A 21,776-nucleotide genomic window follows, 5' to 3' on the forward strand; every position below is an offset into this window, starting at 1 on the left:
CGTGGCTGCCAAGACATACCAGGTCATCGTGCGCGGCACGTTCGCGCCACTCGATGACGAGCAGCGGGCCAGTTTGCTCGCCAAGGCTGACGATCACGACGTGTTCCGGGCGAAGTTCACCGAGGAAGGCACCGTCACCTACGAGCGGTCCCTGCTCGCGTTCACCTTCCGCTGCCTGGTCCCGGCCACCGTGGAGGAGAAGGAATCGGCCGTGATCGGCCGGGCGGAAGCGCTCGCCGCCGCCGCTGTCCGGGGGCTCGGCGCCGACTACCGCAACCTCGACTCGGTGTCGACCGACCTCGACAGCATCAGGGTCCGCCGACGGGGTCGCTGACCACAGGTCACGGCGGGCCGGCCGCCGGCGGGTGAGGGTGGCAGGTCGTTCTGTCTCCGCTCCCGCCATCCACGCCGGGTCAGACGGTGATGGCGATCTTGCCGGCGTGCTCGCCGGTCCTGAGGTAGGCGATGGCGTCGGGGGTGCGGGCGAGCGGGTAGGTGCGGTCGACGGCCGGGGTGAGGGTGCCGGAGTCGATGAGGTCGGCCAGGGTACGCAGGTCGGCGGCGGGCTCGGTGGACAGGAGACCGGTCAGGCGCTGCCCGACGAAGGGCGACAGCAGCATCGCCCGGATCTGGCGGTCGGCGCCCTGGAGCACGCGTCCGCCTCCGGGCCCACCGACGAGGACGAGCGTGCCACGGGGGGCGAGGGCGCCGCGGAGCCGGGCCAGGGGTCGGTTGCCGGCCGTGTCGAGGAGCAGGTCGTACCGGTCGGTGCCGGTGGTGACGTCCTCGCGGGTGTGGTCGATGACGTGGTCGGCGCCGAGGGAGCGGACCAGGTCGGTCTTCGCGGTGCGGCACACGCCGGTGACGTGGGCGCCGTAGGCCTTGGCGAGCTGGACGGCGAAGGTGCCCACGCCGCCGCCGGCGCCGGTGACAAGGACCTGCTGGCCGGCGGTGAGCTGGCCGGCGTCGCGCAGTCCCTTCAGGGAAGGTCACCAACCCACCGCGCTGTTCGGGCTGGCCCCGGCATCCTGATGACGGCCGCCGGCGACGGGGCGGACTGGCTTGCCGGTGCCACCTTCATCCCCGCACTCGCGCTGGCCCTGGGCACGCTCAGCCGCGCGCACCGGCTCTTCCAGGCGATCTATCCGCCACTGTGGTACGCCGTCGTGAACGACATCGCCGTCCTCGACTGCATGGGCACGCTGGACGGTGGTCCTTCACCAGCGCTGGTGGGCGTCGCCACGGCGCTGCTCCCCACCGCCGTCCTCACCGTCGCCGCCGCCCGTCACCTACGCGGGTCGTTCAAGAAGCCCTGGCGCGGCTGCGCAGGTAGCGGGCCCGGCGGCCGGCGTCGTGGAAGCCGAGCCGCCGGTACAGGGCGGCGGCCGGATTGGTGTCGTTGACGCAGAGCCACGCCGTCCGGGCGCCGTCGGCTGCCAGCGACCGCAGCGCGCTCGCCACCAGGTGGGCTCCGGCCCGCCGGCCCCGCCAGGCGGGGATCACGCCCACCTGGTCGATCCAGTTGTCGATGACGTTGAGGAAGCCGATCGCCGTGCCGTCGGGAGCGCGCGCGATCAGCGACAGGTCCGGCCGGTAGCCGTCGTCGCCCCGCAGTTCGTCCAGCCATTCCTCGATTCCCGGCTCCACGAAGCCGGGCCGGTCCGCGAAAGAAGCCCGGTAGGTCGCGAACAGCTCGGCGTCGAGCGTCACCGGCCCGGTGGTCACGCCGTCGGGAGGGGCGACCTCCGGGAGGGCGGTGAGATCGTGCCGCAGTACCCGTTCTGCGAAGGTCGGCTCGAAGCCGCGCGCCGTCAGGAGGGCGTGCGCGCCGGGACTCCACGACTCGCTGGTCACGAGCAGGTCGGCGTCGCCGGCCTGCTCGTGCACCCACCTCAGCAGCCGGCCACCGAGGCCCCGCTCCCGCCAGGCGGGATGCACCAGGCCGGTGCTGGTGGCCGGCTCACTCGTCGTGCCGACGCTCACGGCCGCCACCAGGCGGCCGTCGTGCCAGGCACCGAGGGTACGGGTCTGCAGCAGGCGAGCCCGCAGCAGCGGAGGGCTGGTGAACAGCGGCAGGCCACCGTCGGCGGTCAGGCACGCCTCGGCCAGATCGGTCAGCGCCGCCAGGTGTTCCTCGCCGAACGCCTCCCAGGTCAGCGCGCCCGCAGCCGAGTCGATCATGCCTTTTCCCTTTCCCTGCCGCCGATCGCCGAGCGGCCGGCCGTGGCGGCTGACGCCAGGGCCGGCGAGGTGAAGCCGGTGGGCAGCAGTAGGCCTCGTCGGCAGGGCCGCTGTCAACGCGATTTCCCGCCGCCGCGACCGGGGAGCGACAGCAGAGAGGGTGACGGCAGTGGGCCGGCACCGTGGCGTGGTGGCTGGGTCAGAAGTTCTGGCAGCGGGGCCAACCTGCCCGGCTGGCCGACGGCTGGCGCATGCCGCACCAGCTACGCCCGACCGAGGCGTAGCTGGTGCGGCAGACGGCGGGACGAGGAGCACCGGTGCGCTGGATCAACGTCTCGTGGTCACCAGTTGACGGAAAGCGACTAGCGTCGTAGGTCGTCCCGGCTTTCGCGTGCCTGGCCCTGGAGGTGGTGGGCGACTGCCGTTCCCTGGTCCCGTAGTGCGGACGCGCTGTCGCCCGCCTTCGCCATGACCGACTGCGCAGCCTGTTGTGCTGGTTGACGCAGGTTTTCCTGCATCTGGTGGGCCGCCTGGCCGGCCTGCTGCTTGATCTGGCCGGAGTGCCGCATCGCCCGCTGTTTCGCCTCTCCGGCAAGTCGCTGTTCGGTGCGGCTGGGTGGGACGAGTGAGGACGCGAGCAACCCGACGCCGAAGGCGATCAACCCGACCGCGGGGGGGTTGCCTTCGGTCTTCTCCCGGGTGACGTGCGGTGCCGCCTGCGCCTGGTGGGCGGCGGAGGAGGCGACGTGGGCCACCCGGTCCGCAGCGCCGGAGACAGCCCCGGAGGCCTGGTGAGCGGTGTCGGACACCCGGCGGCGGGCCTGGGCGGCGGGGTGACCGCCGTCGGGCCCGGCCTTGGCGGCGGAACCCATCACCCGGTCCTTGACGCGGCTGAAGCGGACGCGGGCCCGTTCGATCCGTTCGGTCGCGACCCTGCGTGGGTTGGCCTTGTCGGCCAACGCGTCCACGTCGGTGCTCAGCTCCACTCTGGTGGCATCGATTTCCTGGCGGATCTGGTCGGGGTCGTTGGACATGACGGCTCCTCTCTCGCCTCGGTTCAGCGGCCACGGAGGGCGTTCGGTAGCTCCCGGGCGGTTTCCTGCGTGCGTGGTAGTGGCCGCAGCTGGCGCATCTGCGTGCGGGCCCGCGCGACGAGAACGCCGCCGATCACCGCCCACACCACGCCGACGATCAGGGCGGCCCAGCCCTGGTCCATCACATTGGACAGGCCCCACCACAGCGCGCACGACAGGAAGATCAGGGTCAGCAGGCCGGCGATCGCCGCAGCGGTGAACATCGCCGCGACCCTGCCGGCTGTCCTCACCTCCTGGCGGACCTCGGCCTTCGCCAGTTGTACCTCCTGCCGCACCAGCGTGGAGAGGTCCCGTGTGATCTCGCCGAGCAGCTCCCCGATCGAGGCTTGGGACCGCTCGGCGGTGGCCCCGGCCGTGTGTGACCGCGAATCGCTCATCGGTGCACCTCGCTACCGGGCAACCGGGCCGCCCCCGCCGCCTGGTCGGCGGCCGGACCGAGACGCGGCGGCGCCGCCGGCGGCATCCCCTCGGGTTGCTGGCCCTGGCCGGGTCGGTGACCATCCCCCTGACCGCCCCCCTCGTCGCCGGCCGAGGCGACGTTGCGGGTCAACCGCCCCACCAGCAGGCCGGCCACGACGGCACCGGCGAGGAAGACAACCGGACGCTCGCGTGCGTAGTCGCGCACCTCGTTGACGAGGTCACCTGTTTGCCGCTCCTCCAGCCAACCTGCGGTCTGCTCGGCGACACTCGAGGCCCGGCGCACCATCTCACCGGCCAAACCATCCTGGTCGCTGTTGCTGGCCATCGACTGCAGTTGCGAACCCAGCGTCCGGAGACCGTCGACGGCGCGTTTCTGTTGCACACCTGCCTGCTGCCGCAACTGATCGGAGACCTCACCGACGAGGTTCCGCGCCTGGCGGCCGGTCTCGTTCGCGACCTGCCTGCCGCGCTGCCGCCTCCCGCGCGACCTGGCCGCCGGACTGCGCCGCCTCATGACCGACCCTGGCGGCCTGCTCCCGCGCCTGCTGCGGCTTGCTGCTCGTACCGGACGGTGCTCCGGCGCGGCTTCCTGTCCCTGCCGTCATCCGTACCTCCGGTGACCCCAGTCGTCCCGCCCTGGACGGGACGGGTGCCGCGCTTACCCACCCGGATCGAGGACATGCACCCGGAACGCCGGGCCCCGCCTGTGGTCGTGTCTCCACGGCGCCCAGAGGGGCACGGCAAAGAACGCGATCTCGGGGACGACGTCGCCGGCTGGCCTCGACGGCCACCACACAGCCACGTCGTCGAGTCGAACATCCCGTCGTCTCCGGGATCATTCCCCGTCTCGGTGCGACTCGCGCCATTCGCGCACGGCGTCACGGATCCGGTCGAAGACGGCCAGGGGCGGGCCGGCCACCAGGTTCGCCCGGGCCGACTCCCCGGTGTGCGGGTGGGGCCGGGTCGGTGCCGTCGCCTCGGCGGCGCGGAGCGCACCGGCCATCCGTCCCAACTCGGCGGCGGTGAGGCTGCCCCGCAGTGCCGGGAACTCCTCGGTCTCCTCCCTCGTGGCGTGTGCGACCACCGCATCGGCCAACCTGGCCAGCCGCTGGTCGAAGTCGGGATGGTCGGTTCCGAGGTCGTAGAGGGCGGCGAGTTCGTGCTTGGCCTCGTCCTCCTCGTGCCGGAGCGTCTCGGTGACCGTGTCGCCCCGGTCGATCCGGCGTCGTGCGCTCGGGTGCACGACTATCTCCTCCGCGCTCTCGTGCACGGCGAGCAGCCGGACCAGGTCCTGGAACAGATCCCGTTTCCGTGTCCCCTCGGCGCGCGCGATCTGGCCGAAGAGGGCCTTGATCTGCATGTGTTGTTCGGTCAGAAGGTCGAGCACATCCTGCTTGACGCCTGCGGTCACCGTGGTTACCCCTTCGCCAGTGGGTGTTGGCCCCGTGCGCCTACCCCGCGCAGGGCTTTCCATGTCTTCTCCGTGTTCCCGTCCTGATGGGCGGTTCCGGCGGGCCCGGAGGTCGTGGCCACCGGTGAGGCAGGCCGCGCGGGATGGTCGGTCCGTGCGGCGGTGCGTCGGCCCGCGACCGAGCGCGCCTGCGGGAGCAGGGCGCGCAGCGCGGGCAACCCCCCGTCGCCGACCACGGCGATCGGAAGGAGCACGGTGAGGGCCAGCAGGCCGGCGGAGAGCCAGGGTGACAGTCGGGTGAACAGCACGACGGCGGTCAGGACCGTGAGAACCGTCAGCTTCACCCGTACTCGACGCAGCAGGACGAGGTCGTCCGCCCGGCGGTCGGAAACGTGGTCGGCTGGTTCGCCTCGGTACCGGGGTAGGTTCCGCATTGTTGCCTCCTTCAGCCCAGGAGTGTCAGGAGCCCCAGCCCCACGAGGACGGCCGGGATGGTGGTGACGACGGTCGCCACGCCGGCGGCGCGGCGGTGCAGGGCCGCCAGGGGGATCAGGGCGTCGCCGTCCTGGCTGATCGCGTTCGCCACGAGGGTCGTCACGGGCAGACCACCGGTGACGAAGATGCCGGTGAAGACGATCTGGACGGCGCATCCGGGGACGAGGCCGATCAGGGCCCCGACGAGGACGCCGGCCACCCCGGCGAGCGCCAACTGCGAGCCGTCGAAACCGGTGGCGGTACTGAGGACCTGCCATCCGAGGTAGGCGACGGCGACCCAGACGGTGATGAACGAGGCTTCGTGCGCACTGTGCCGCATCGCCTCGCGCCGGCTTCCCGGCGTGGCGGTGGCGAGGCTGTCGTCGGCGATCCGGCCCCGCCCGGCGGCGAAGACGACCAGCGCGACCAGCGTTCCGCAACAGCCGAGGGCCAGGTAGGGATCGATTCCCCCGAGCGCGCCGGTGAGCTGGTGCGGGTCGACGGCGTGGAACACGACCGGCACGGAGATCAGGAAGGCCGGCGTGGTGACGCCCCAGAACGCCACGGACACCGTTGCCGGCCGCGGCAGCCAGGCGGGGGGTGCCAGGGTGGCGGCCGGGGTCGCCGGCCCGGGGTGGGTGGCCGGCGGCGGACCGGTACGGGCGGCGACGCCGACGGGGTCACCGGTGGCCCGCGACCGGGACACGCCGACCGGCGACACGGGCACGTACGACGACTCGGCGGGCTGCCGTCGGCGCGGGGGCCACGCCGCCGCTCGTAGGGTCCTTGCCGGTTCGACACCGAGTAGGTCGACGGCGTATCCGGTGGCCAGGCCCACGACGAAGAGGAGAGCGTGGATCGTGAGTGCGAACCCGGGATCCGCGGCGATCACCACCCAGGACGAGTCGCCCATGGTCGCCGCGAGAGCGGCGACGACAGTCCCGAACGAGACCTTCCCGCGCACGTACAGCGGCATGAGAATGATCGCGCCCCCACACCCGGGGCTGACGCCGAGCAGCGCGCCGACCAACGGGCCCCACCGGGGGTGCCGGGTCAGCCCGTCGGTGAACCGGTCGCCGTACCGCCAGCGCAGCCAGCCGAAGAACGCGACCATGACCGCCACGTAGACGCCGACCTGCATGAAGGCGTCCGCCAGGGGTCGGGTGAGGAATTCGATCACGATGTGCCTCCCAGGGCGTGCCGCGCCCGGTCCGCCGGCTGGGCGGCGGACCGGCGCGGCGGTACGGGGTGACCGGAGGACCGGCCGCCCCCTGCCGGATCAGGCGCCCAGCGGCGGGGTGCAGTGCAGACGCGGGTCACCCGGGGGCAGCACCGGCGCCGGCCCGTGTGCCGTGGGAGTCGGCTGGTAGCTGAACTGCCCCTTGCCGTCCGGGGCCGGACCGGAGGCCCACCGTCCCTCGGCCGCCTCCTGACCGGCGGAGAAGTCGATGTACTGGTAGGCGAAGGCGTTCTCCTGCTCGGTGTCGGGGAACGCCTCGGGGACCGGCATCTCCTCGAGGCCGTCCTCCTTGAGTTGCTCGATCGCGGCGAGCCACATGTTCTGGTGCATCGTGTCGCGAGCGAGCAGGAAGCGGAGCATCTGCTTGACACCGGGATCGTCGGTCATGTTGAACAGCCGGGCGACCTGGAGCCGACCCTGCGCCTCCGCGGTGACGTTGAGGTGGAAGTCGGCGAGCAGGTTTCCGCTGGCGGTGATGAAGGCGCCGTTCCACGGCACCCCGTTGCTGTCCGCCGGCAGCGGGCCCCCGCCGGAGTGGATGAAGTGCGCCGGATTCGACCCGGAGTAGATGGCCGTCAGCATCGGGTTGTCCTCGGCGGCCGCCTCCTGGACGGACAACGGCGCGCTGTCCAGCAGGCGGGCGATCATCGTGCAGATCATCTCGACGTGACCCATCTCCTCGGTACCGACGTCGAGCAGCAGGTCCTTGTACTTGCCGGGCAGTCGACAGCTCCAGCCCTGGAAGAGGTACTGGTTGGCGACGGTCATCTCGCCCCACTTGCCGCCCAGCACCTCCTGGAGACGGCGGGCGAAGGCGGCGTCGGGAGCGTCCGGCTTGGCTTCGAACTGCAGGTCCTTGACGTGGCTGAACACGGTGGTCCTCCTCGTGGAAGTGGCTACCGTGCGCTGGTACCCGCCGCGCTGGCCCCCCGGGGTCAGTCACTGGCCCGGCGGGGTCAGTCGGTGACACCCTCCAGGCCGACGGCGGTGTGCGGCGCGGGCAGGACCACCCGCACCGCGACCCCCGGGACACCGCCGAACGCGGTGATCGTGCCGCCCTCGGCGGCGACCAGGCGCCGCACGATCCACAGCCCGAGTCCGGTGATGCCCGGCGGCGGTGCGGTCCGGCGCAGCGCGGCCAGCAGAGGCCGGCACGACTCCCCCTGATCCGTCACCACCAGCACGAGTGCCCGTCCCCGAACCGAGGCCGACACCTGGACCCGACCATCGGCGGGGCCGTGGCGCAGGGCGTTGTCCACCAGGTTGCCGATGATCTGCCGGACGCGGTGGGCGTGGACCAGCCGGCCGCGAGCGCCGCCGCTGAGCCGGAGCGTCACCCGGTGCGCGGCGTGGCCGGCAACCGCGACGGGCAGTACGTGGCACAGCGGGACCTGCTCGTCGACCGGCTCCGCCAGGCCCTGCATCGTCGACACCGCCCGCCGCAGCAGACCCTCCAGGAAGACCGCCTGCTCCTGGGCCAGCGCCGCGACCTCCCGGCGATGCGCCGGGCTCAGCGTTCCCGGCTCGCTGGCCAGCACCGCGGTCGACGAGCGCAGCGACTCGATCGGCGACCGCAGCTCGTGGCAGAGCGTCCGCAGCAACAACAGGTTGCCGGTGGAGTGGTCCATCGCCGGTGCGCAAGGCATGAGCAGGCCACGATCGGGAAACGGCTCCCCGTGCCCGACTCGGTGACCCTCCGGATCGTGCTGGTCGATGACCACCCTCTCTTCGTCCGTGGCCTTGAACTGCTCCTCCCCGCCAGTACCCAGGGACGGGCGCGGATCGTCGGCTCGACCGGGGACGCCGCTGCCGCCGCCGCCCTGGTGCGCCGTTCCGCACCCGATCTGGCCCTGGTCGACCTGCACATGCCCGCACCCGGCGGGATCCGGGCCATCGCCGCCATCCGACGTACCACCCCACGGGTACGGGTCGTCGCGATCTCCGGGCTGGACGAGATCGACCTCATGGCACAGGCCATGCGGGCCGGCGCGGACGGTTACCTGCCGAAGAGCAGCGAACCCGAGGAACTGCTGCCGCCGCTGCTGGCGGTCCTGAACGGGTGGGCGGTGCTACCGCCCCGACTGCTGACCGCCCTGCTCCGGCCGGGACACCCGGGCCCACCCCCGACGGCCTCGCTCGACGGGGAGGAACGCCGGCTCCTTCAGCTCATCGCCAAGGGCCACCGGACGGTGGACATCGCCGAGGAACTCCACCTGTCCGAACGTACGGTGAAGCGGATGACCGCGTCGTTGCTGCGCAAGCTGCGGGTGTCGAGCCGGACGGAGGCAGCCGCCCTGGCCGGCACCGCCGGCCTGATGTGAGCCTGCGGCGACGAGCGCCACGGTCAGGACACCACCTCCGGGGAGACCCTGCCGGTACCGGTCGGGGTGCTGGTCAGTGCCGGCCCCGGCATGTCCGCGCTGATCGATGCGCCATCGCCTGGGCGAGGAGACTCGCCGATGGCGTCGTCGGTGGCGCGCTGACGCCGAGCAGCCCGCGCCAGCACGGCTGCGACCCCCGTCGCCGTCAGGACCAGCACCGCTGCCTGCCACAGGTTCCCTCGACCGTTACGCCGCCTACGCCTCACGATGACCCCCTCCGTCCTGCTCCACTCCCTTGCCCCCATCGTGCGGACGGAACGGCGTTCGCGAGGGCGGGTTCGGACTTTTCGACCTGGACGTGTCACCGCCACCGCTGGCTGCGGCACCGCAGCGGTACGGGCGGGACAGGAGCGACAGTCGGGGATTGACGGACACGACCGACGTCTCTAGCTTCAACAGGCAGAGACAGGCGTCAATGCATTTCGTCGACGACGAGCCCCCGGCCACGGCCCGACCCCTGCGGAGACGGCATGACCCCCACGGCCCACCACCCCGCCCGCGCCCTGCTGACCCTCCTCGCCCTCGTCGCCGGCCTGCTCGTCGCGCCCACCGGCCCGGCCCGGGCGGTACCCGGGAAACCGCCCCCGCTGACCACCCCCTGGACCAGCCAGGCGCTGACCGGCACCCCGCTGCCGGAGTACCCCCGCCCGCAGATGACCCGCCCGGACTGGCTCACCCTCAACGGCGAGTGGCAGCTCCGGCAGTCCGCCACCGACGACCCCCCACAGTTCGGCACCGACCTGCCCGACCGCGTCAACGTCCCCTTCCCGGTGGAGAGCGCCCTGTCCGGCGTGCAGCGGGCCGCCAACGACAACCGCCACTACCTGTACTACCGGCGCACCTTCACCGTGCCGCCGGCCTGGTCCGGCCGACGGACCCTGCTGCACTTCGGTGCCGTCGACTGGCAGAGCACGGTGTGGGTCAACGGCCGGCAGGCCGGCACCCACACCGGCGGCTACGACGCCTTCGCCCTCGACGTCACCCCCCACCTCACTGGCGGCAGCAACGAACTCGTCGTCAAGGTGTGGGACCCCACCGACAGCCGGCAGCACGGCAGCCTGCCCCCGATCGGCAAACAGACCGAGACCCCGGACGGCATCTTCTACACCCCCGTCTCCGGGATCTGGCAGACGGTCTGGCTGGAGCCGGTCCCGACCGCCTCGATCAGCCGCGTCGACCTCACCCCCCACCTCGCGACCAACACCGTGCGGGTCCGGGTCCACACCCGGGGGGACGTCAGCGGGCACAGCGTGCTCGCCGAGGCCCTCGACGGCGGCACCGTCGTCGGGACCGCCACCGGCGGGTTCACCGAGTTCAGCGTGCCCGTGCCCCACGCCCGCCGCTGGTCCCCCGACGACCCGTACCTGTACGACCTGCGGGTGACCCTGCGCGCCGCCGGCGGCGCCCCGGTCGACCGGACCACCCACTACGTCGGGATGCGGGAGATCACCACCGGGATGGTCAACGGGGTGCTGCGCCCCAAGCTGAACGGCCAGTTCGTCTTCCAGCTCGGCACCCTCGACCAGGGCTACTGGCCCGACGGCCTCTACACCGCCCCCACCGACGCCGCGCTCGCCTTCGACCTGCAGAAGCACAAGGACCTCGGGTTCAACATGGTGCGCAAGCACATCAAGGTCGAACCGCAGCGCTGGTTCTACCACGCCGACCGGCTCGGCCTGCTGGTCTGGCAGGACATCCCCTCCCTGACCGCGCAGAACGTCGACGCCACCGACGCCCAGCAGGCCCAGTTCGAGGCCGAGGCCCGCGAGATCGTCGACGAGCACCGCAGCAGCCCCTCCGTGGTGGCCTACACCGTCTACAACGAGGGCTGGGGAGAACGGGCCCTGGCCGACACCCGCCGGGTCGGACAGAACGTCAAGAACCAGGACCCCACCCGGCTGGTCAACGTGCACAGCGGGCACAACTGCTGCCAGTCCCTCGGCGACCCCGGCACCGGGGACATCGACGACTGGCACGTCTACCTCGGCCCGGCCGCCCCCTCCCCCTCGGCCACCCGCATCTCCGTGCTCGGCGAGTTCGGCGGCCTCGGCCTGCGGGTACCCGGCCACGAGTACAGCCCCAGCGGCAACTTCTTCGCCTACGAGTGGCAGCCGAACCCGACCGCCCTGACCGACCGGTACCTCGGGCTGGTGGCGGGCACCCGGAACCTGATGATCGGCAAGGGGCTCAGCGCCAGCGTGTACACCGAGATCACCGACCTGGAAGGCGAACTGAACGGCTTCCTGACCTACGACCGCCGCGTCGTCAAGATGGACCAGGCCCGGGTCCGCGCCGCCCACCTCGCCCTGATCGAGCACTCGACCCGGCTGGGCAGCACCGCCCCGGTCGCCCTGCCGACCCACGCCCGACGCTCCCTCCAGGTCACCACCCCCGGCCACACCAACCGGTACCTGCGGCACCGGGACAGCCTGGCCTTCACCGACGTCGTCGACGCCGCCAGTCCCGCCCTGCTCAGACAGGACGCCACCTACACCGTCCGGCCCGGCCTGGCCGACCCCGGCTGCTACTCCTTCGAGTCGGTGAACTACCCCGGCCAGTACCTGCGGCACAGCCACTCCCGGGTCCGCAACGCCCCCGACGACGGCACCGCCCTGCTGCGCGCCGACGCCACCTGGTGCGCCCGGGTGGGACTGACCGGCAGCGGGGTGTCCCTGGAGTCCTACAACTACCGGGGCCGGTACCTGCGGCACCACGACGCGCAGGTCTGGCTCAGCGACGGCACCGGCGGGGAACCCTGGAACCAGCCGGCCCTGTGGGCCGAGGACAGCACCTGGGCCGTCGCCGCCCCCTGGGCCCCGTGACCGGCCCGCCGCGCCGGGCCGCCCACCCGACCCCGACCCGGGCCGGGTGGGCCGACGGCCCCGCCACCCCACCCATGGGGTGGAACAGCTACGACGCGTTCAACTGGTCGGTGACCGAGGCCGACGTCCGCGCCAACGCCGACTACCTGCGCGACAACCTGCGGCGGTACGGCTGGGAGTACGTCGTCGTCGACTGGGCCTGGTACTACCCCGGCCGGCACGACGACAGCCCCAACCAGGACGCCGACCTCCAGCCCCGGCTGCGGATGGACCGGCACGGCCGGCTCCTGCCCGACACCACCCGGTTCCCGTCGGCCACCGGGGACCACGGCTTCCGGCCGCTGGCCGACTACGTGCACGCCCAGGGCCTCAAGTTCGGCGTGCACCTGATGCGCGGCGTCCCCCGCCAGGCGGTGGCCGACCTCGTCCCGATCCTGGGAACCGACTGCCGCGCCGACCAGATCAGCGACGGCACCACCGCGGACTGGCTCAACCTCACCTGGGGTCTCGACATGTCCCACCCCGCCGCCCAGGCCTACCTGGACTCCGTCGTCGACCTGCTGGCCACCTGGGGCGTCGACTACGTGAAGGTCGACGACATCGCCGCGCCCACCTACCGGCAGGCCGAGGTCGAGGGGTACCGGCGGGCGATCCGGCGCGCCGGCCGCCCGATGGTGCTGAGTCTGTCCCCCGGTCCGACGCCGCTGGCCAGCGGCCCGCACGTCCGCGACACCGCGCACCTGTGGCGCGTCGTCAACGACCTGTGGGACAACTGGCCCTCCCTCGACGCGCTCTTCGACCGGCTCCGTGACTGGACGCCGTACCGGGCGGCCGGCGCCTGGCCCGACCCGGACATGATCCCGATCGGCCGGCTGTCCAAGCACGGGCCGGCCGGCCCACCCCGCTACTCGAACCTCAGCCACGACGAGCAGCGCACCCTGATGACCCTCTGGGTGATCAACCGGGCGCCGCTGATGTGGGGCGGCAACCTGGTCGAGAACCGTCCCGCCGAACTGGCGTTGATGACCAACGCGGACGTGCTCGCCGTCACCCGGTCCAGCACCGGAAACCGCCAACTCCACGGGGGTACCCGGCAGGTGTGGACGGCGGACGCGTCGGACTCCGACGACACCTACGTGGCCCTGTTCAACCGGGAGAGCGGCACCGCCGACGTCACCGTCGACCTGGCCGACCTGGGCATCGGGGCGGCCACCGCCACCGACCTGTGGTCCGGCCACGACCTCGGCCCGGTCGAGGGCACCTTCACCCGCACGATCCCCGCCCACGGGGCGGGCCTCTACCGGCTCACCCCATCACCCGGTCCGTCGGCGGGGGCGGCCCCCGCCGTCAGGGCACCGCGTCCGTCGACCGGTGCCGTCGGCACCATCTGACACCCGCCGCCCGGCCACGCGGCCCGGCCACGCGGACCGGCCCGTCGGTCACCGCCGCCGCCCGCGAACGACAACGACGAACGGGCCGACAATTCCGAGCCGGACTCCGATTCACGATCGCCCGGCACCAATTCGGTCGGAAGTCCGACTCCGCACCCGGCAGGCACCATTGATTCCGGCTGCCCGTCTCATCAAAAATGGGCTTCTGCACCGTGCTCGACCCTGAAGCGGGAGTCGTTCTGTCGATGCAACTTCCATATTCGCGGACAACAGGGCCGACCCGTCCGGCCGCACCCCCGACGCGGCCCGGCGCGGCAGATGGGTGACCGGAACGTCGGCGACACCGGCACCGGGACTCCCGGAAACATCGCGAAGAACCTGCTCGCCCGGTCCCTGAGCGTCATCGAGTTCCTCGGGGCGTCGGCCGCCCCGCCGCGCTTCTCGTCGATCGCCCGGGCCACCAGCATTCCCAAGAGCACCCTGCACCGGCTGCTGACCGCGCTCACCGACGCCGAGATGGTGGTCCGGCTCGGTGACGCGTACCGGCTCGGCCAGCGCCTGGACGCGCTACGCCGGGCCGGCGACGACCCGCTGCCCGACCCGCTCCGGCACGTCCTGCTCCCCCACCTGGTGCGCCTGCACTACCGCACCGGCCTCGTGACCTACCTGGGCGTTCTCGACCTGGACGCGCTCGTCGTCTGCGAGACGGCGTACACCGTAGGGCAGGAGGGCCTGGCCCCGGGACGCGGCGGACGCCTGCCCGCGCACTGCACGGCCGCCGGCAAGCTCCTCGTGGCCTACGACTCCCGGTTGGTGGAGCAGTACGCCAGCCGCCCCCACCTGCCGGGCTGCACCCGGTTCAGCATCGGCGACGGCCGGCACCTACAGGACGAACTGGCCCGGATCCGGCACGCCGGCACGGCCGACGCCGACCAGGAGTGGCGGCTCGGGCTGCGGGAGGCGGCTGCTCCCGTCTTCGGTGTCGCCGCCCGCCCCCTGGCCGGGCTGGCGCTGCTGTGGCCGCACGACACCCCGGACCCCGGGCCGGACGTGCTGTCGGCGTTGCGCCGGGCCGCGTTCGCCGCCTCCCTGGCGCTGCGCCGGGCGCTGGCCGACGGAGCCGCGTCCACCGCCGGGTGAGCCCCGCCCCACCTGCGGCAGCGCCCGCCCCGCGCGGGCGTCCTCGTCGGCCGGCGCGCCGCGGCGCGACCCCGCGTCGGCGAGCGGCCTCCCCCGACCCGTGGCGGCACGACAGGCGTGCCGTCACGCCCCGTTTCACAATGTCACCGCTGACGCATGGCCCGGCGTTAACTGTTCCGGGCGGCGGAACAGTTCCTTGCCCAGGCACCACCACGGTCATAAATTCTCACCACGAGAGGCCACCACAAACCGGTCGGACGCCGTTTCCCTGCCGTGGGTACAGAATTCCATTCCACCCCGCACACGGACGCCCGAGCCACCCTGAAATCGGTTCGCGAACCACCCGGCCGACGTTTTCCGTACCGCCTCACACGCCCGCACGACGGCGACCCGGTGGCGGCCGACCGGATGGACGCCGACACCGACGGCAGCCGATCACGACCGTCGCGCGCCCCACGAGACCGAGGAGAGCCATGGGCAGCACCACACCCGAGCAGGGCCTGGTCATCGCCACCAGCAGGTGGCTGGACGGCAACGAGTACTGGGCGAACCTCGAGGTCAGAATCAGGAACCACACCCGGGAGGACGTGGTCGACCCGTCGATCGCCTTCTCCTTCGACGCACCCACCAAGATCCGCAACAACTACGGCCTGGTCTTCACCCCGGCCGAGGAGCCCGTCACCGCGGTCGAGGGACGACTGGTCGCCGAAAGGAAGATCATCAAGGCGGGCGCGGAGCAGTCTTTCCGCCTCGCGGTCCAGGACGGCGGACCCGGCGCCGGCCAGGACCCGGACCTGCTACCGGTCCGGTTCCTCGTCGACGGCAAGATCGCCGACCCGCCGGCCGACGACGAGCCCCCGACCGACCCGACCGGACTGGCCGTCACCGGCACCACGCCGCACAGCGTGCGACTGGCCTGGGAGGCGTCGCAGGACAACATCGCCGTCGCCGGCTACGAGGTGGCCTACCAACGGCCCCTCTCCCCCGGGCCCCGGCGCCGCGCCACCTCCGGCACCGTCGTCACCGCCGACCCCTGGGCGACCGTCGCCGGCCTGGACCCGGAGACCACGTACAGCATCCAGGTACGGGCGGTGGACGTCTCCGGGAACACCTCCGGCTGGTCGAGCGCCGTCCCGGCGACGACGAGCGCCCCGCTGCCCGACGCCGGGCCGTGGGACGCTCGCCGCGCACCCTTCGTCGACTACACCGCGTGGCCCAACCCGAAGCTGGCCGAGTACGCCCAGGGTGTCATCGACGAGTTCCACGACGAGCGGGCCGTCATCGACGCCTTCTTCACCGGCTTCCTGGTGACCGTCCCCGGCGGCGACAAGAAGGTCTACTGGGGCGGCTACCGCGACTACGGCGAGGCCACCTCCTCGGAGTTCGGCAAGGACGACTTCGCGGCGTTCCGGGCCGCCCACGGCGGGAAGGTGATCCTCTCCTTCGGCGGCGCGTCGAACGCCCCCCTGGAGGCCGAGGAGACGGACGTCCAGAAGATCGTCGACACCTACCACGCGATCATCGTCAACTACGGGATCAGCCACCTCGACTTCGACTTCGAGGGCGCGTTCATCCACGACTACGCCGGCCAGGAGCGGCACGTCGCCGCGATCGCCGAGGTCCTCCAGGCTCATCCGACCCTGCAGGTCTCCTACACCCTGCCCGCCGACGGCGCGCCCGGCTCGTTGGAGGGCTTCAACGACGGCGGCGTCGCCCTGCTCCACCGGCTGGCCGCCGCCGGCATCCGGCCCGCCCTGCTCAACGGCATGCTGATGGAGTTCGGCCAGACCTCCCCCGCGGACGCCTACGAGTGCTGCGTCGTCGGCCTGCGGGGCATGCACGCGCAGATCTCGGCGGCGTGGCCGCAGTGGAGCGACGCCGAGGTGTGGCGGCGCATCGGCGCCTGCCCGATGTACGGCCGGCACATCAACGGCAAGGTGTTCACCCTGACGAACATGCGGCAACTCGTCGACTTCGCCCTGGACCACGACCTCGGCTGCGTCTCCGGCTGGGACGCCACCCGCGACCTCAACCAGGGACGCCTGCCGGAGTGCCAGGACCTCACCGGCAACGACGTCAGCAAGTGCACGTACGTCGAGCAGCGGTCCCACGAGTTCCTCCACGTCCTGTCCGCCTTCCAGCCGAAGACGTCCTGACCGGTCCCGGCGCCCCGGCGCACCGTTCCGGCCGGCGCTGACAGCGCACCCACGACGGGACGGGCCCCGGTCGATCACCACGATCGACCGGGGCCCGTCGGGTCACGCCGGATCAGACGAGGTCGTACCGGTCCAGCTCCATGACCTTGGTCCAGGCCGCGACGAAGTCCGTCACGAACTTCTCCCGCGCGTCCTCGCTGGCGTACACCTCGGCGAGGGCCCGCAGCTGCGAGTTGGAGCCGAAGACGAGGTCGACCGCGGTGGCGGTCCACTTCACCTCGTCGGTGGCCAGGTCCCGGATCTCGTACACGTGCTCGTCGGACTCCGACGCCCTCCACCGGGTGCCCGGGGAGAGCAGGTTGGTGAAGAAGTCGTTGGTGAGCACGCCGGGCCGGTCGGTGAGGACACCGTGCCGGCTGCCGCCGACGTTGTTGCCGAGGGCCCGCAGGCCGCCGACGAGGACGGTCATCTCGGGCGCGGTCAGGTCGAGCATGAAGGCCCGGTCGACGAGCAGCACCTCCGGCTGGGTCTTCTCGCCGGGCCGCAGGTAGTTGCGGAACCCGTCGGCGCGCGGCTCCAGGACCCGGAAGGAGTCGACGTCGGTCTGCTCCTGGCTGGCGTCGGTGCGGCCGGGCCGGAACGGCACGGTCACCTCGACCCCGGCGTCCCGCGCGGCCTTCTCCACCGCCGCGGAGCCGGCCAGCACGATCAGGTCCGCCAGCGAGATCTTCGCGCCGCCGGCCTCGTTGAAGTCCCGCTGGATGCCCTCCAGGGTCGCCAGGACCGTCGCGAGCTGCTCGGGCTGGTTGACCTCCCAGCTACGCTGCGGCTCCAGGCGGATCCGCGCCCCGTTGGCGCCACCGCGCTTGTCGGTGGAGCGGAAGCTCGCGGCCGACGCCCAGGCGGTGGAGACCAGCTGGGCGGTGGTGAGACCGGACTCCAGGACCTTCGCCTTCAGGGCGGCGACGTCGTTGTCACCGACCAGCTCGTGGTCGACGGCCGGGACCGGGTCCTGCCACAGCTGGGGCTCCGGGACCCACGGCCCGAGGAAGCGGCTGACCGGGCCCATGTCGCGGTGCAGCAGCTTGTACCAGGCCTTGGCGAACGCCAGCGCGAACTCGTCCGGGTTCTCCAGGAACCGCCGCGAGATCTTCTCGTACTCCGGGTCGACCCGCAGCGACAGGTCGGTGGTGAGCATCGTCGGCTTGTGCTTCTTCGACGGGTCGTGGGCGTCCGGGATGATCGCCTCGGCGTCCTTGGCGACCCACTGCTTCGCACCGCCGGGGCTCGTGGTCAGCTCCCACTCGTAGCCGAAGAGGATCTCGAAGAAGCGGTTGCTCCACTGGGTGGGCCGGTCGGTCCAGGTCACCTCCAGACCGCTGGTGATCGTGTCACCGCCCTTGCCGCTGCCGTGGGTGCTCAGCCAGCCCAGGCCCTGGGCCTCCAGCGGGGCCGCCTCGGGCTCGGGACCCACGTGGTCGTCGGCGACGCCGGCGCCGTGGGTCTTGCCGAAGGTGTGGCCGCCGGCGATGAGGGCGACGGTCTCCTCGTCGTTCATCGCCATCCGGGCGAAGGTCTCCCGGATGAAGTGCGCCGCCGCGAGCGGGTCGGCGTTACCGCGCGGGCCCTCCGGGTTGACGTAGATCAGACCCATCTCGGTCGCCCCGACCCCGCCCGCCATCTCGGTCTCGGAGACGTAGCGCTCGTCGCCGAGCCAGGTGTCCTCCGGGCCCCAGAAGATCTCCTTGGGCTCCCAGACGTCCGCCCGGCCGAAGCCGAAGCCGAAGGTCTTGAAGCCCATCGACTCCAGGGCGACGTTGCCGGCGAGCACCAGCAGGTCGGCCCACGAGATCTTCTGGCCGTACTTCTGCTTGACCGGCCACAGCAGTCGGCGGGCCTTGTCCAGGTTGGCGTTGTCCGGCCAGCTGTTGAGCGGGGCGAAACGCTGACCGCCGTCGCCGGCGCCACCGCGACCGTCCTGGATGCGGTACGTGCCCGCCGCGTGCCAGCTCATCCGGATCATCAGGCCGCCGTAGTGGCCGAAGTCGGCCGGCCACCAGTCCTGCGAGGTGGTGAGCACCTCGACGATGTCCCGCTTGAGCGCCTCGACGTCGAGCGTCGCGAACTCCTTGGCGTAGCTGAAGTCCGCCCCCAGCGGGCTGCTCTTGGCCGAGTCGGCGTGCAACACCGACAGGTCGAGCTGGTTGGGCCACCAGTCCCGGTTGGTACGCGGACGACCTCCGGTCTTCGGCGTCGGCGAGTCGATCGCGGGGTTCTCGCTCTCGCTGCCGTGCGCGGTGACGGAGTCGTGCGCGACCGGGCAGCCGGCCGCCGCCTTCTGGTCCACGCCCTGCGCGCTGACGGGGGTGTTGTCCTGGGTGTCGCTCATCTACTTCCTTCCGAACTGGCGGATCACTGGGAGGTGCGGTCGGTCGCACAGTCGGGGCAGGTGCCCCAGTAGACGACCTCCGCCTCGTCGACCGTGAAGCCGTGGTCGTCGGAGGCGGTGAGACAGGGCGCGTCGCCGACGGCGCAGTCGACGTCGGCGATGGTGCCGCAGGAGCGGCAGACGACGTGGTGGTGGTTGTCCCCCACCCGCGACTCGTACCGGGCGGTCGCCCCGGCCGGCTGGATGCGCCGCACCAGACCGGCGTCGGTGAGCGCCCGCAGCACGTCGTACACCGCTTGGTGGGAGACCGTGGGCTGGTCCGCCCGGACCAGGGCGATCACCGTCTCGGTGTCGACGTGCGGATGGTCGCGCAGCGCGGCGAGCACCGCCACCCGGGGACGGGTCACCCGCAACGAGACCGCCCGGAGCTGGGTCTCGAAGTCGGCCGTCATGCCTCGAACATAGTCCACTGTTCTGGAATGCTTCAAGTTTTCGGCGAACCTGACCGGCGTGTCGCCGACGCGGACCGGGTCGCCCGGCGCGGCGGATTCCGACACCCACACCCGGCAGCGCACGCCCCGCCCACCGGGGCCACCACCGGACGAACAGCCGCACCGGACCCGGGGTGGCGCAACCCGGGACGGGCGCCACCGGACGGCGTCCGCAGCCCCCACGCGCCCGCGCGGGGACGCGGCGCGAGCCCGCCCGACGTCGACCACGACCACATGGTCACCGCTGCGGGTGAACGACTGTCGACATCCCGGTGCGCCGGACAGCGGTCGGCCCGGTGACGGCTGCTGCCGTCACCGGGCCGACCGGTCGCTACCCGGGGCTCAGGCCCGCGACCACTGCATGCTGGTCGCGGAGCCGCAGGTCCGCTGCTCCAGGGCGGCGCCGAGGGCGGTCGAGCCGCCGACCACGTTCAGGCACTTGTTGCTGTTCAGGTTGACCAGGTTGTAGTAGCCGTTGCCCGCCGACCGCCAGGTGAAGACCTGGTTGGTGCCGCCGTGGCAGGTGTACTGCACCACCTGGGCCCCGTCGGCGGTGGAGAAGTTGAGGATGTCCGCGCACTTGCCGCTGTGCACGCTCTGGAGGGTGACGTTGCCGTTGCCGGCGTCGTTGAACCGCCACTGCTGCCAGGGGTTGCCGTTGGCGTTCCACTGCCCGATGACGGCCAGGTCCTGGGTGTTGGGCGACTGGACGTCGATGACCTGCCCGCTGTTGCGGTTGGTGACCCGGTAGGAGGCGGGCACCGGGTTGGTGCCGGCGCTGAACTGCCACCAGTTCACGTTGAACAGGTTCCCGCTGCCCCCGGTGAAGCGCAGGTAGAGGTCCCGGGTGCCGGTGGCCCCGGAGACGCCGCAGGAGGTGGTGGTCCAGTTCTGCCAGCCGCCGGTACCCCCGACCTGGCAGGTGCCGACCAGGGGGCCGGTGGCGCTGTCCAGGCGTACCTCGATGGCGCCGCCGGAGGCGGCGGAGGCGGTACGGGCGGTGAAGGAACCGGCTCCGGTACCGAAGGCGACCCCCTTGACCTTGATGTGGTCGCCGTTGCCGATGTACGCGACGGCCATGCCGCCCTCGCTGGCGGGTTCGGTCTCGATCCCCTGTCCCCAGGCGATGGTCTCGGCCTCCTGCCGGGTGTACGGGTTGAGGGTGCCGATCTGGGGTGCCCCCTGGGTGGTCATGTTCATCTGGGGGATGGTGCCGTTGCTGTTGTAGGTGAACTTCTCGACGGCGACCGAGCGGGTGTAGCCGCTGCCGCCGGGGAGCGCCCCGTTGTGGTAGAAGAAGTACGATCCGCCCTGGTAGTCGATGATGCCGGGGTGGTTGGTGAAGCTGGCCCCCTGACGGGGCATCACGGTCCCCCGGTAGGTCCAGGGCCCGGTGGGTCCGGGGGCGGTGGAGTAGCCGATGAACTCGGAGCAGCACTCGGCGGCGAAGACGTTGTAGTAGGTGCCGTTGCGCTTGTAGACCCAGGGCCCCTCCTCGTAGAGGGTGGGGCGGCTGGCGTTGCCGGTGCGGGTGCCGAACCCGGCCGTGGTCAGCGGGATCTGGGTGGGGCCGCCGGAGAACGAGATCATGTCCGGGTTCAGGCGCACGTACCACAGGTTCGGGTTGCCCCAGTACAGGTACGCCTGCCCGTCGTCGTCGATGAAGGCGTGCGGGTCGATCTCCCCGTTGCCCACCAGGGGCCGGCCGATGGCGTCGCGGAACGGTCCGGTGGGGCTGTCGGCGACCCCGACCCCGATCACCATGCCACCACCACGCTGGCGGACCGGGACGTACCAGTAGAACTTCCCGTTGCGGGGGATGACGTGGCCGGCCCAGGCGTTGGCGTCCGCCCAGGCGAAGGTGGACAGGCTCATCGGGACGCCGTGGTCGGTCCAGTTCACCATGTCGGCCGACGAGAAGACCCGCCACTCGCGCATGGTGAAGTAGGTCGAGCCGTCCTCGTCCCGCCCGGTGTAGACGTAGACGCGGCCGTCGTGCACCATCGGCGCCGGATCGGCGGTGTAGATGTGCTGCACGATCGGGTTGTCGGCCCGGGCGGGGGTGCCCGGGAGCAGGGTCGAGATCAGGATCAGGCTCACGAGCCATGCCAGGTACCGCGTGATCCTGGACGTGGCCGTCGAGCGGGCGACCGTCATGGACCTCTCCTCGTGCTGGTAGGGGGTTG

At 71.9% G+C, this 21,776-nt stretch carries 18 protein-coding genes; 6 read left to right on the forward strand and 12 right to left on the reverse strand.

The window, feature by feature from the left end:
- Position 1 precedes the first annotated feature (1 nt).
- The gene (locus tag ACQUFX_RS12300) at positions 2-334 is read left to right on the forward strand and encodes a DUF6204 family protein (RefSeq protein WP_428966148.1); all 333 of its coding nucleotides are present in this window, start codon (positions 2-4) and stop codon (positions 332-334) included.
- A gap of 79 nt (positions 335-413) precedes the next feature.
- Here ACQUFX_RS12300 and ACQUFX_RS12305 read toward each other — a convergent pair whose 3' ends face one another.
- The 9 genes from ACQUFX_RS12305 to ACQUFX_RS12345 all read right to left on the reverse strand — a co-directional run bounded on the left by ACQUFX_RS12305 (position 414) and on the right by ACQUFX_RS12345 (position 8,448).
- Complete coding sequence (locus ACQUFX_RS12305) at positions 414-911, reverse strand: NAD(P)-dependent alcohol dehydrogenase (RefSeq protein ID WP_428966149.1); 498 nt, start codon at positions 909-911, stop codon at positions 414-416.
- A 391-nt stretch (positions 912-1,302) separates the two neighbouring features.
- Complete coding sequence (locus ACQUFX_RS12310) at positions 1,303-2,181, reverse strand: GNAT family N-acetyltransferase (protein ID WP_428966150.1); 879 nt, start codon at positions 2,179-2,181, stop codon at positions 1,303-1,305.
- A 362-nt stretch (positions 2,182-2,543) separates the two neighbouring features.
- Complete coding sequence (locus ACQUFX_RS12315) at positions 2,544-3,215, reverse strand: DUF3618 domain-containing protein (RefSeq protein WP_428966151.1); 672 nt, start codon at positions 3,213-3,215, stop codon at positions 2,544-2,546.
- Positions 3,216-3,238: 23 nt separating this feature from the next.
- Positions 3,239-3,652, reverse strand: a complete 414-nt coding sequence (locus tag ACQUFX_RS12320) for a phage holin family protein (protein ID WP_428966152.1) — start codon at positions 3,650-3,652, stop codon at positions 3,239-3,241.
- Positions 3,649-4,077, reverse strand: a complete 429-nt coding sequence (locus ACQUFX_RS12325) for a hypothetical protein (protein WP_428966153.1) — start codon at positions 4,075-4,077, stop codon at positions 3,649-3,651. The genes ACQUFX_RS12320 and ACQUFX_RS12325 overlap by 4 nt, the downstream gene beginning before the upstream one ends.
- Before the next feature lie 453 nt (positions 4,078-4,530).
- A complete protein-coding gene (locus ACQUFX_RS12330; RefSeq protein ID WP_428966154.1) occupies positions 4,531-5,106 on the reverse strand; it encodes a hemerythrin domain-containing protein in 576 nt (191 codons plus the stop codon).
- Positions 5,107-5,551: 445 nt separating this feature from the next.
- On the reverse strand, positions 5,552-6,760 hold the full coding sequence (locus tag ACQUFX_RS12335) for a putative manganese transporter (protein ID WP_428966155.1): 1,209 nt from the start codon (positions 6,758-6,760) through the stop codon (positions 5,552-5,554).
- Between the two features lie 99 nt (positions 6,761-6,859).
- Positions 6,860-7,693 carry a manganese catalase gene (locus ACQUFX_RS12340; RefSeq protein WP_428966156.1) on the reverse strand — a complete coding sequence of 278 codons (834 nt, stop codon included), beginning with the start codon at positions 7,691-7,693 and terminating at the stop codon, positions 6,860-6,862.
- Between the two features lie 83 nt (positions 7,694-7,776).
- Complete coding sequence (locus ACQUFX_RS12345; protein WP_428966157.1) at positions 7,777-8,448, reverse strand: sensor histidine kinase; 672 nt, start codon at positions 8,446-8,448, stop codon at positions 7,777-7,779.
- A 75-nt stretch (positions 8,449-8,523) separates the two neighbouring features.
- On the opposite strand from ACQUFX_RS12345, the gene ACQUFX_RS12350 reads away from it, so the two are divergent.
- The 5 genes from ACQUFX_RS12350 (at position 8,524) to ACQUFX_RS12370 (ending at position 16,710) form a co-directional block, all read left to right on the forward strand.
- Entirely contained in the window at positions 8,524-9,141 is a 618-nt protein-coding gene (locus ACQUFX_RS12350) for a response regulator (RefSeq protein ID WP_428966158.1), read from the forward strand.
- A 530-nt stretch (positions 9,142-9,671) separates the two neighbouring features.
- Complete coding sequence (locus ACQUFX_RS12355; RefSeq protein WP_428966159.1) at positions 9,672-12,023, forward strand: AbfB domain-containing protein; 2,352 nt, start codon at positions 9,672-9,674, stop codon at positions 12,021-12,023.
- The gene (locus ACQUFX_RS12360) at positions 12,020-13,414 is read left to right on the forward strand and encodes a glycoside hydrolase family 27 protein (protein WP_428966160.1); all 1,395 of its coding nucleotides are present in this window, start codon (positions 12,020-12,022) and stop codon (positions 13,412-13,414) included. The genes ACQUFX_RS12355 and ACQUFX_RS12360 overlap by 4 nt, the downstream gene beginning before the upstream one ends.
- Before the next feature lie 318 nt (positions 13,415-13,732).
- A complete protein-coding gene (locus ACQUFX_RS12365) occupies positions 13,733-14,554 on the forward strand; it encodes an IclR family transcriptional regulator (RefSeq protein WP_428966161.1) in 822 nt (273 codons plus the stop codon).
- 473 nt (positions 14,555-15,027) lie between these two features.
- Positions 15,028-16,710, forward strand: a complete 1,683-nt coding sequence (locus ACQUFX_RS12370) for a fibronectin type III domain-containing protein (RefSeq protein ID WP_428966162.1) — start codon at positions 15,028-15,030, stop codon at positions 16,708-16,710.
- Between the two features lie 112 nt (positions 16,711-16,822).
- Here the strand turns inward: ACQUFX_RS12370 and katG are convergent, their stop codons facing one another.
- The 3 genes from katG to ACQUFX_RS12385 form a co-directional block, all read right to left on the reverse strand.
- Entirely contained in the window at positions 16,823-19,099 is a 2,277-nt protein-coding gene (katG, locus tag ACQUFX_RS12375; protein WP_428966163.1) for a catalase/peroxidase HPI, read from the reverse strand.
- 23 nt (positions 19,100-19,122) lie between these two features.
- On the reverse strand, positions 19,123-19,551 hold the full coding sequence (locus ACQUFX_RS12380; RefSeq protein WP_428966164.1) for a Fur family transcriptional regulator: 429 nt from the start codon (positions 19,549-19,551) through the stop codon (positions 19,123-19,125).
- A gap of 381 nt (positions 19,552-19,932) precedes the next feature.
- Positions 19,933-21,747, reverse strand: coding sequence for a family 43 glycosylhydrolase (locus tag ACQUFX_RS12385; protein ID WP_428966165.1), 1,815 nt, complete (start codon positions 21,745-21,747; stop codon positions 19,933-19,935).
- Between the last annotated feature and the right edge of the window lie 29 nt (positions 21,748-21,776).

Origin of the sequence: Micromonospora fluostatini (assembly GCF_050410825.1) — a bacterium.
GTDB classification, from domain to species: Bacteria; Actinomycetota; Actinomycetes; order Mycobacteriales; family Micromonosporaceae; genus Micromonospora; species Micromonospora rosaria.

Excerpts from the sequence above, each read along its gene's own strand:
- ACQUFX_RS12310 (WP_428966150.1), bottom strand. The coding sequence starts at position 2,181 with ATGATCGACTCGGCTGCGGGCGCGCTGACCTGGGAGGCGTTCGGCGAG.
- ACQUFX_RS12315 (WP_428966151.1), bottom strand. The coding sequence starts at position 3,215 with ATGTCCAACGACCCCGACCAGATCCGCCAGGAAATCGATGCCACCAGA.
- ACQUFX_RS12320 (WP_428966152.1), bottom strand. The coding sequence starts at position 3,652 with ATGAGCGATTCGCGGTCACACACGGCCGGGGCCACCGCCGAGCGGTCC.
- ACQUFX_RS12345 (WP_428966157.1), bottom strand. The coding sequence starts at position 8,448 with ATGGACCACTCCACCGGCAACCTGTTGTTGCTGCGGACGCTCTGCCAC.
- ACQUFX_RS12355 (WP_428966159.1), top strand. The coding sequence starts at position 9,672 with ATGACCCCCACGGCCCACCACCCCGCCCGCGCCCTGCTGACCCTCCTC.
- ACQUFX_RS12365 (WP_428966161.1), top strand. The coding sequence starts at position 13,733 with ATGGGTGACCGGAACGTCGGCGACACCGGCACCGGGACTCCCGGAAAC.
- ACQUFX_RS12370 (WP_428966162.1), top strand. The coding sequence starts at position 15,028 with ATGGGCAGCACCACACCCGAGCAGGGCCTGGTCATCGCCACCAGCAGG.
- katG (WP_428966163.1), bottom strand. The coding sequence starts at position 19,099 with ATGAGCGACACCCAGGACAACACCCCCGTCAGCGCGCAGGGCGTGGAC.
- ACQUFX_RS12380 (WP_428966164.1), bottom strand. The coding sequence starts at position 19,551 with ATGACGGCCGACTTCGAGACCCAGCTCCGGGCGGTCTCGTTGCGGGTG.
- ACQUFX_RS12385 (WP_428966165.1), bottom strand. The coding sequence starts at position 21,747 with ATGACGGTCGCCCGCTCGACGGCCACGTCCAGGATCACGCGGTACCTG.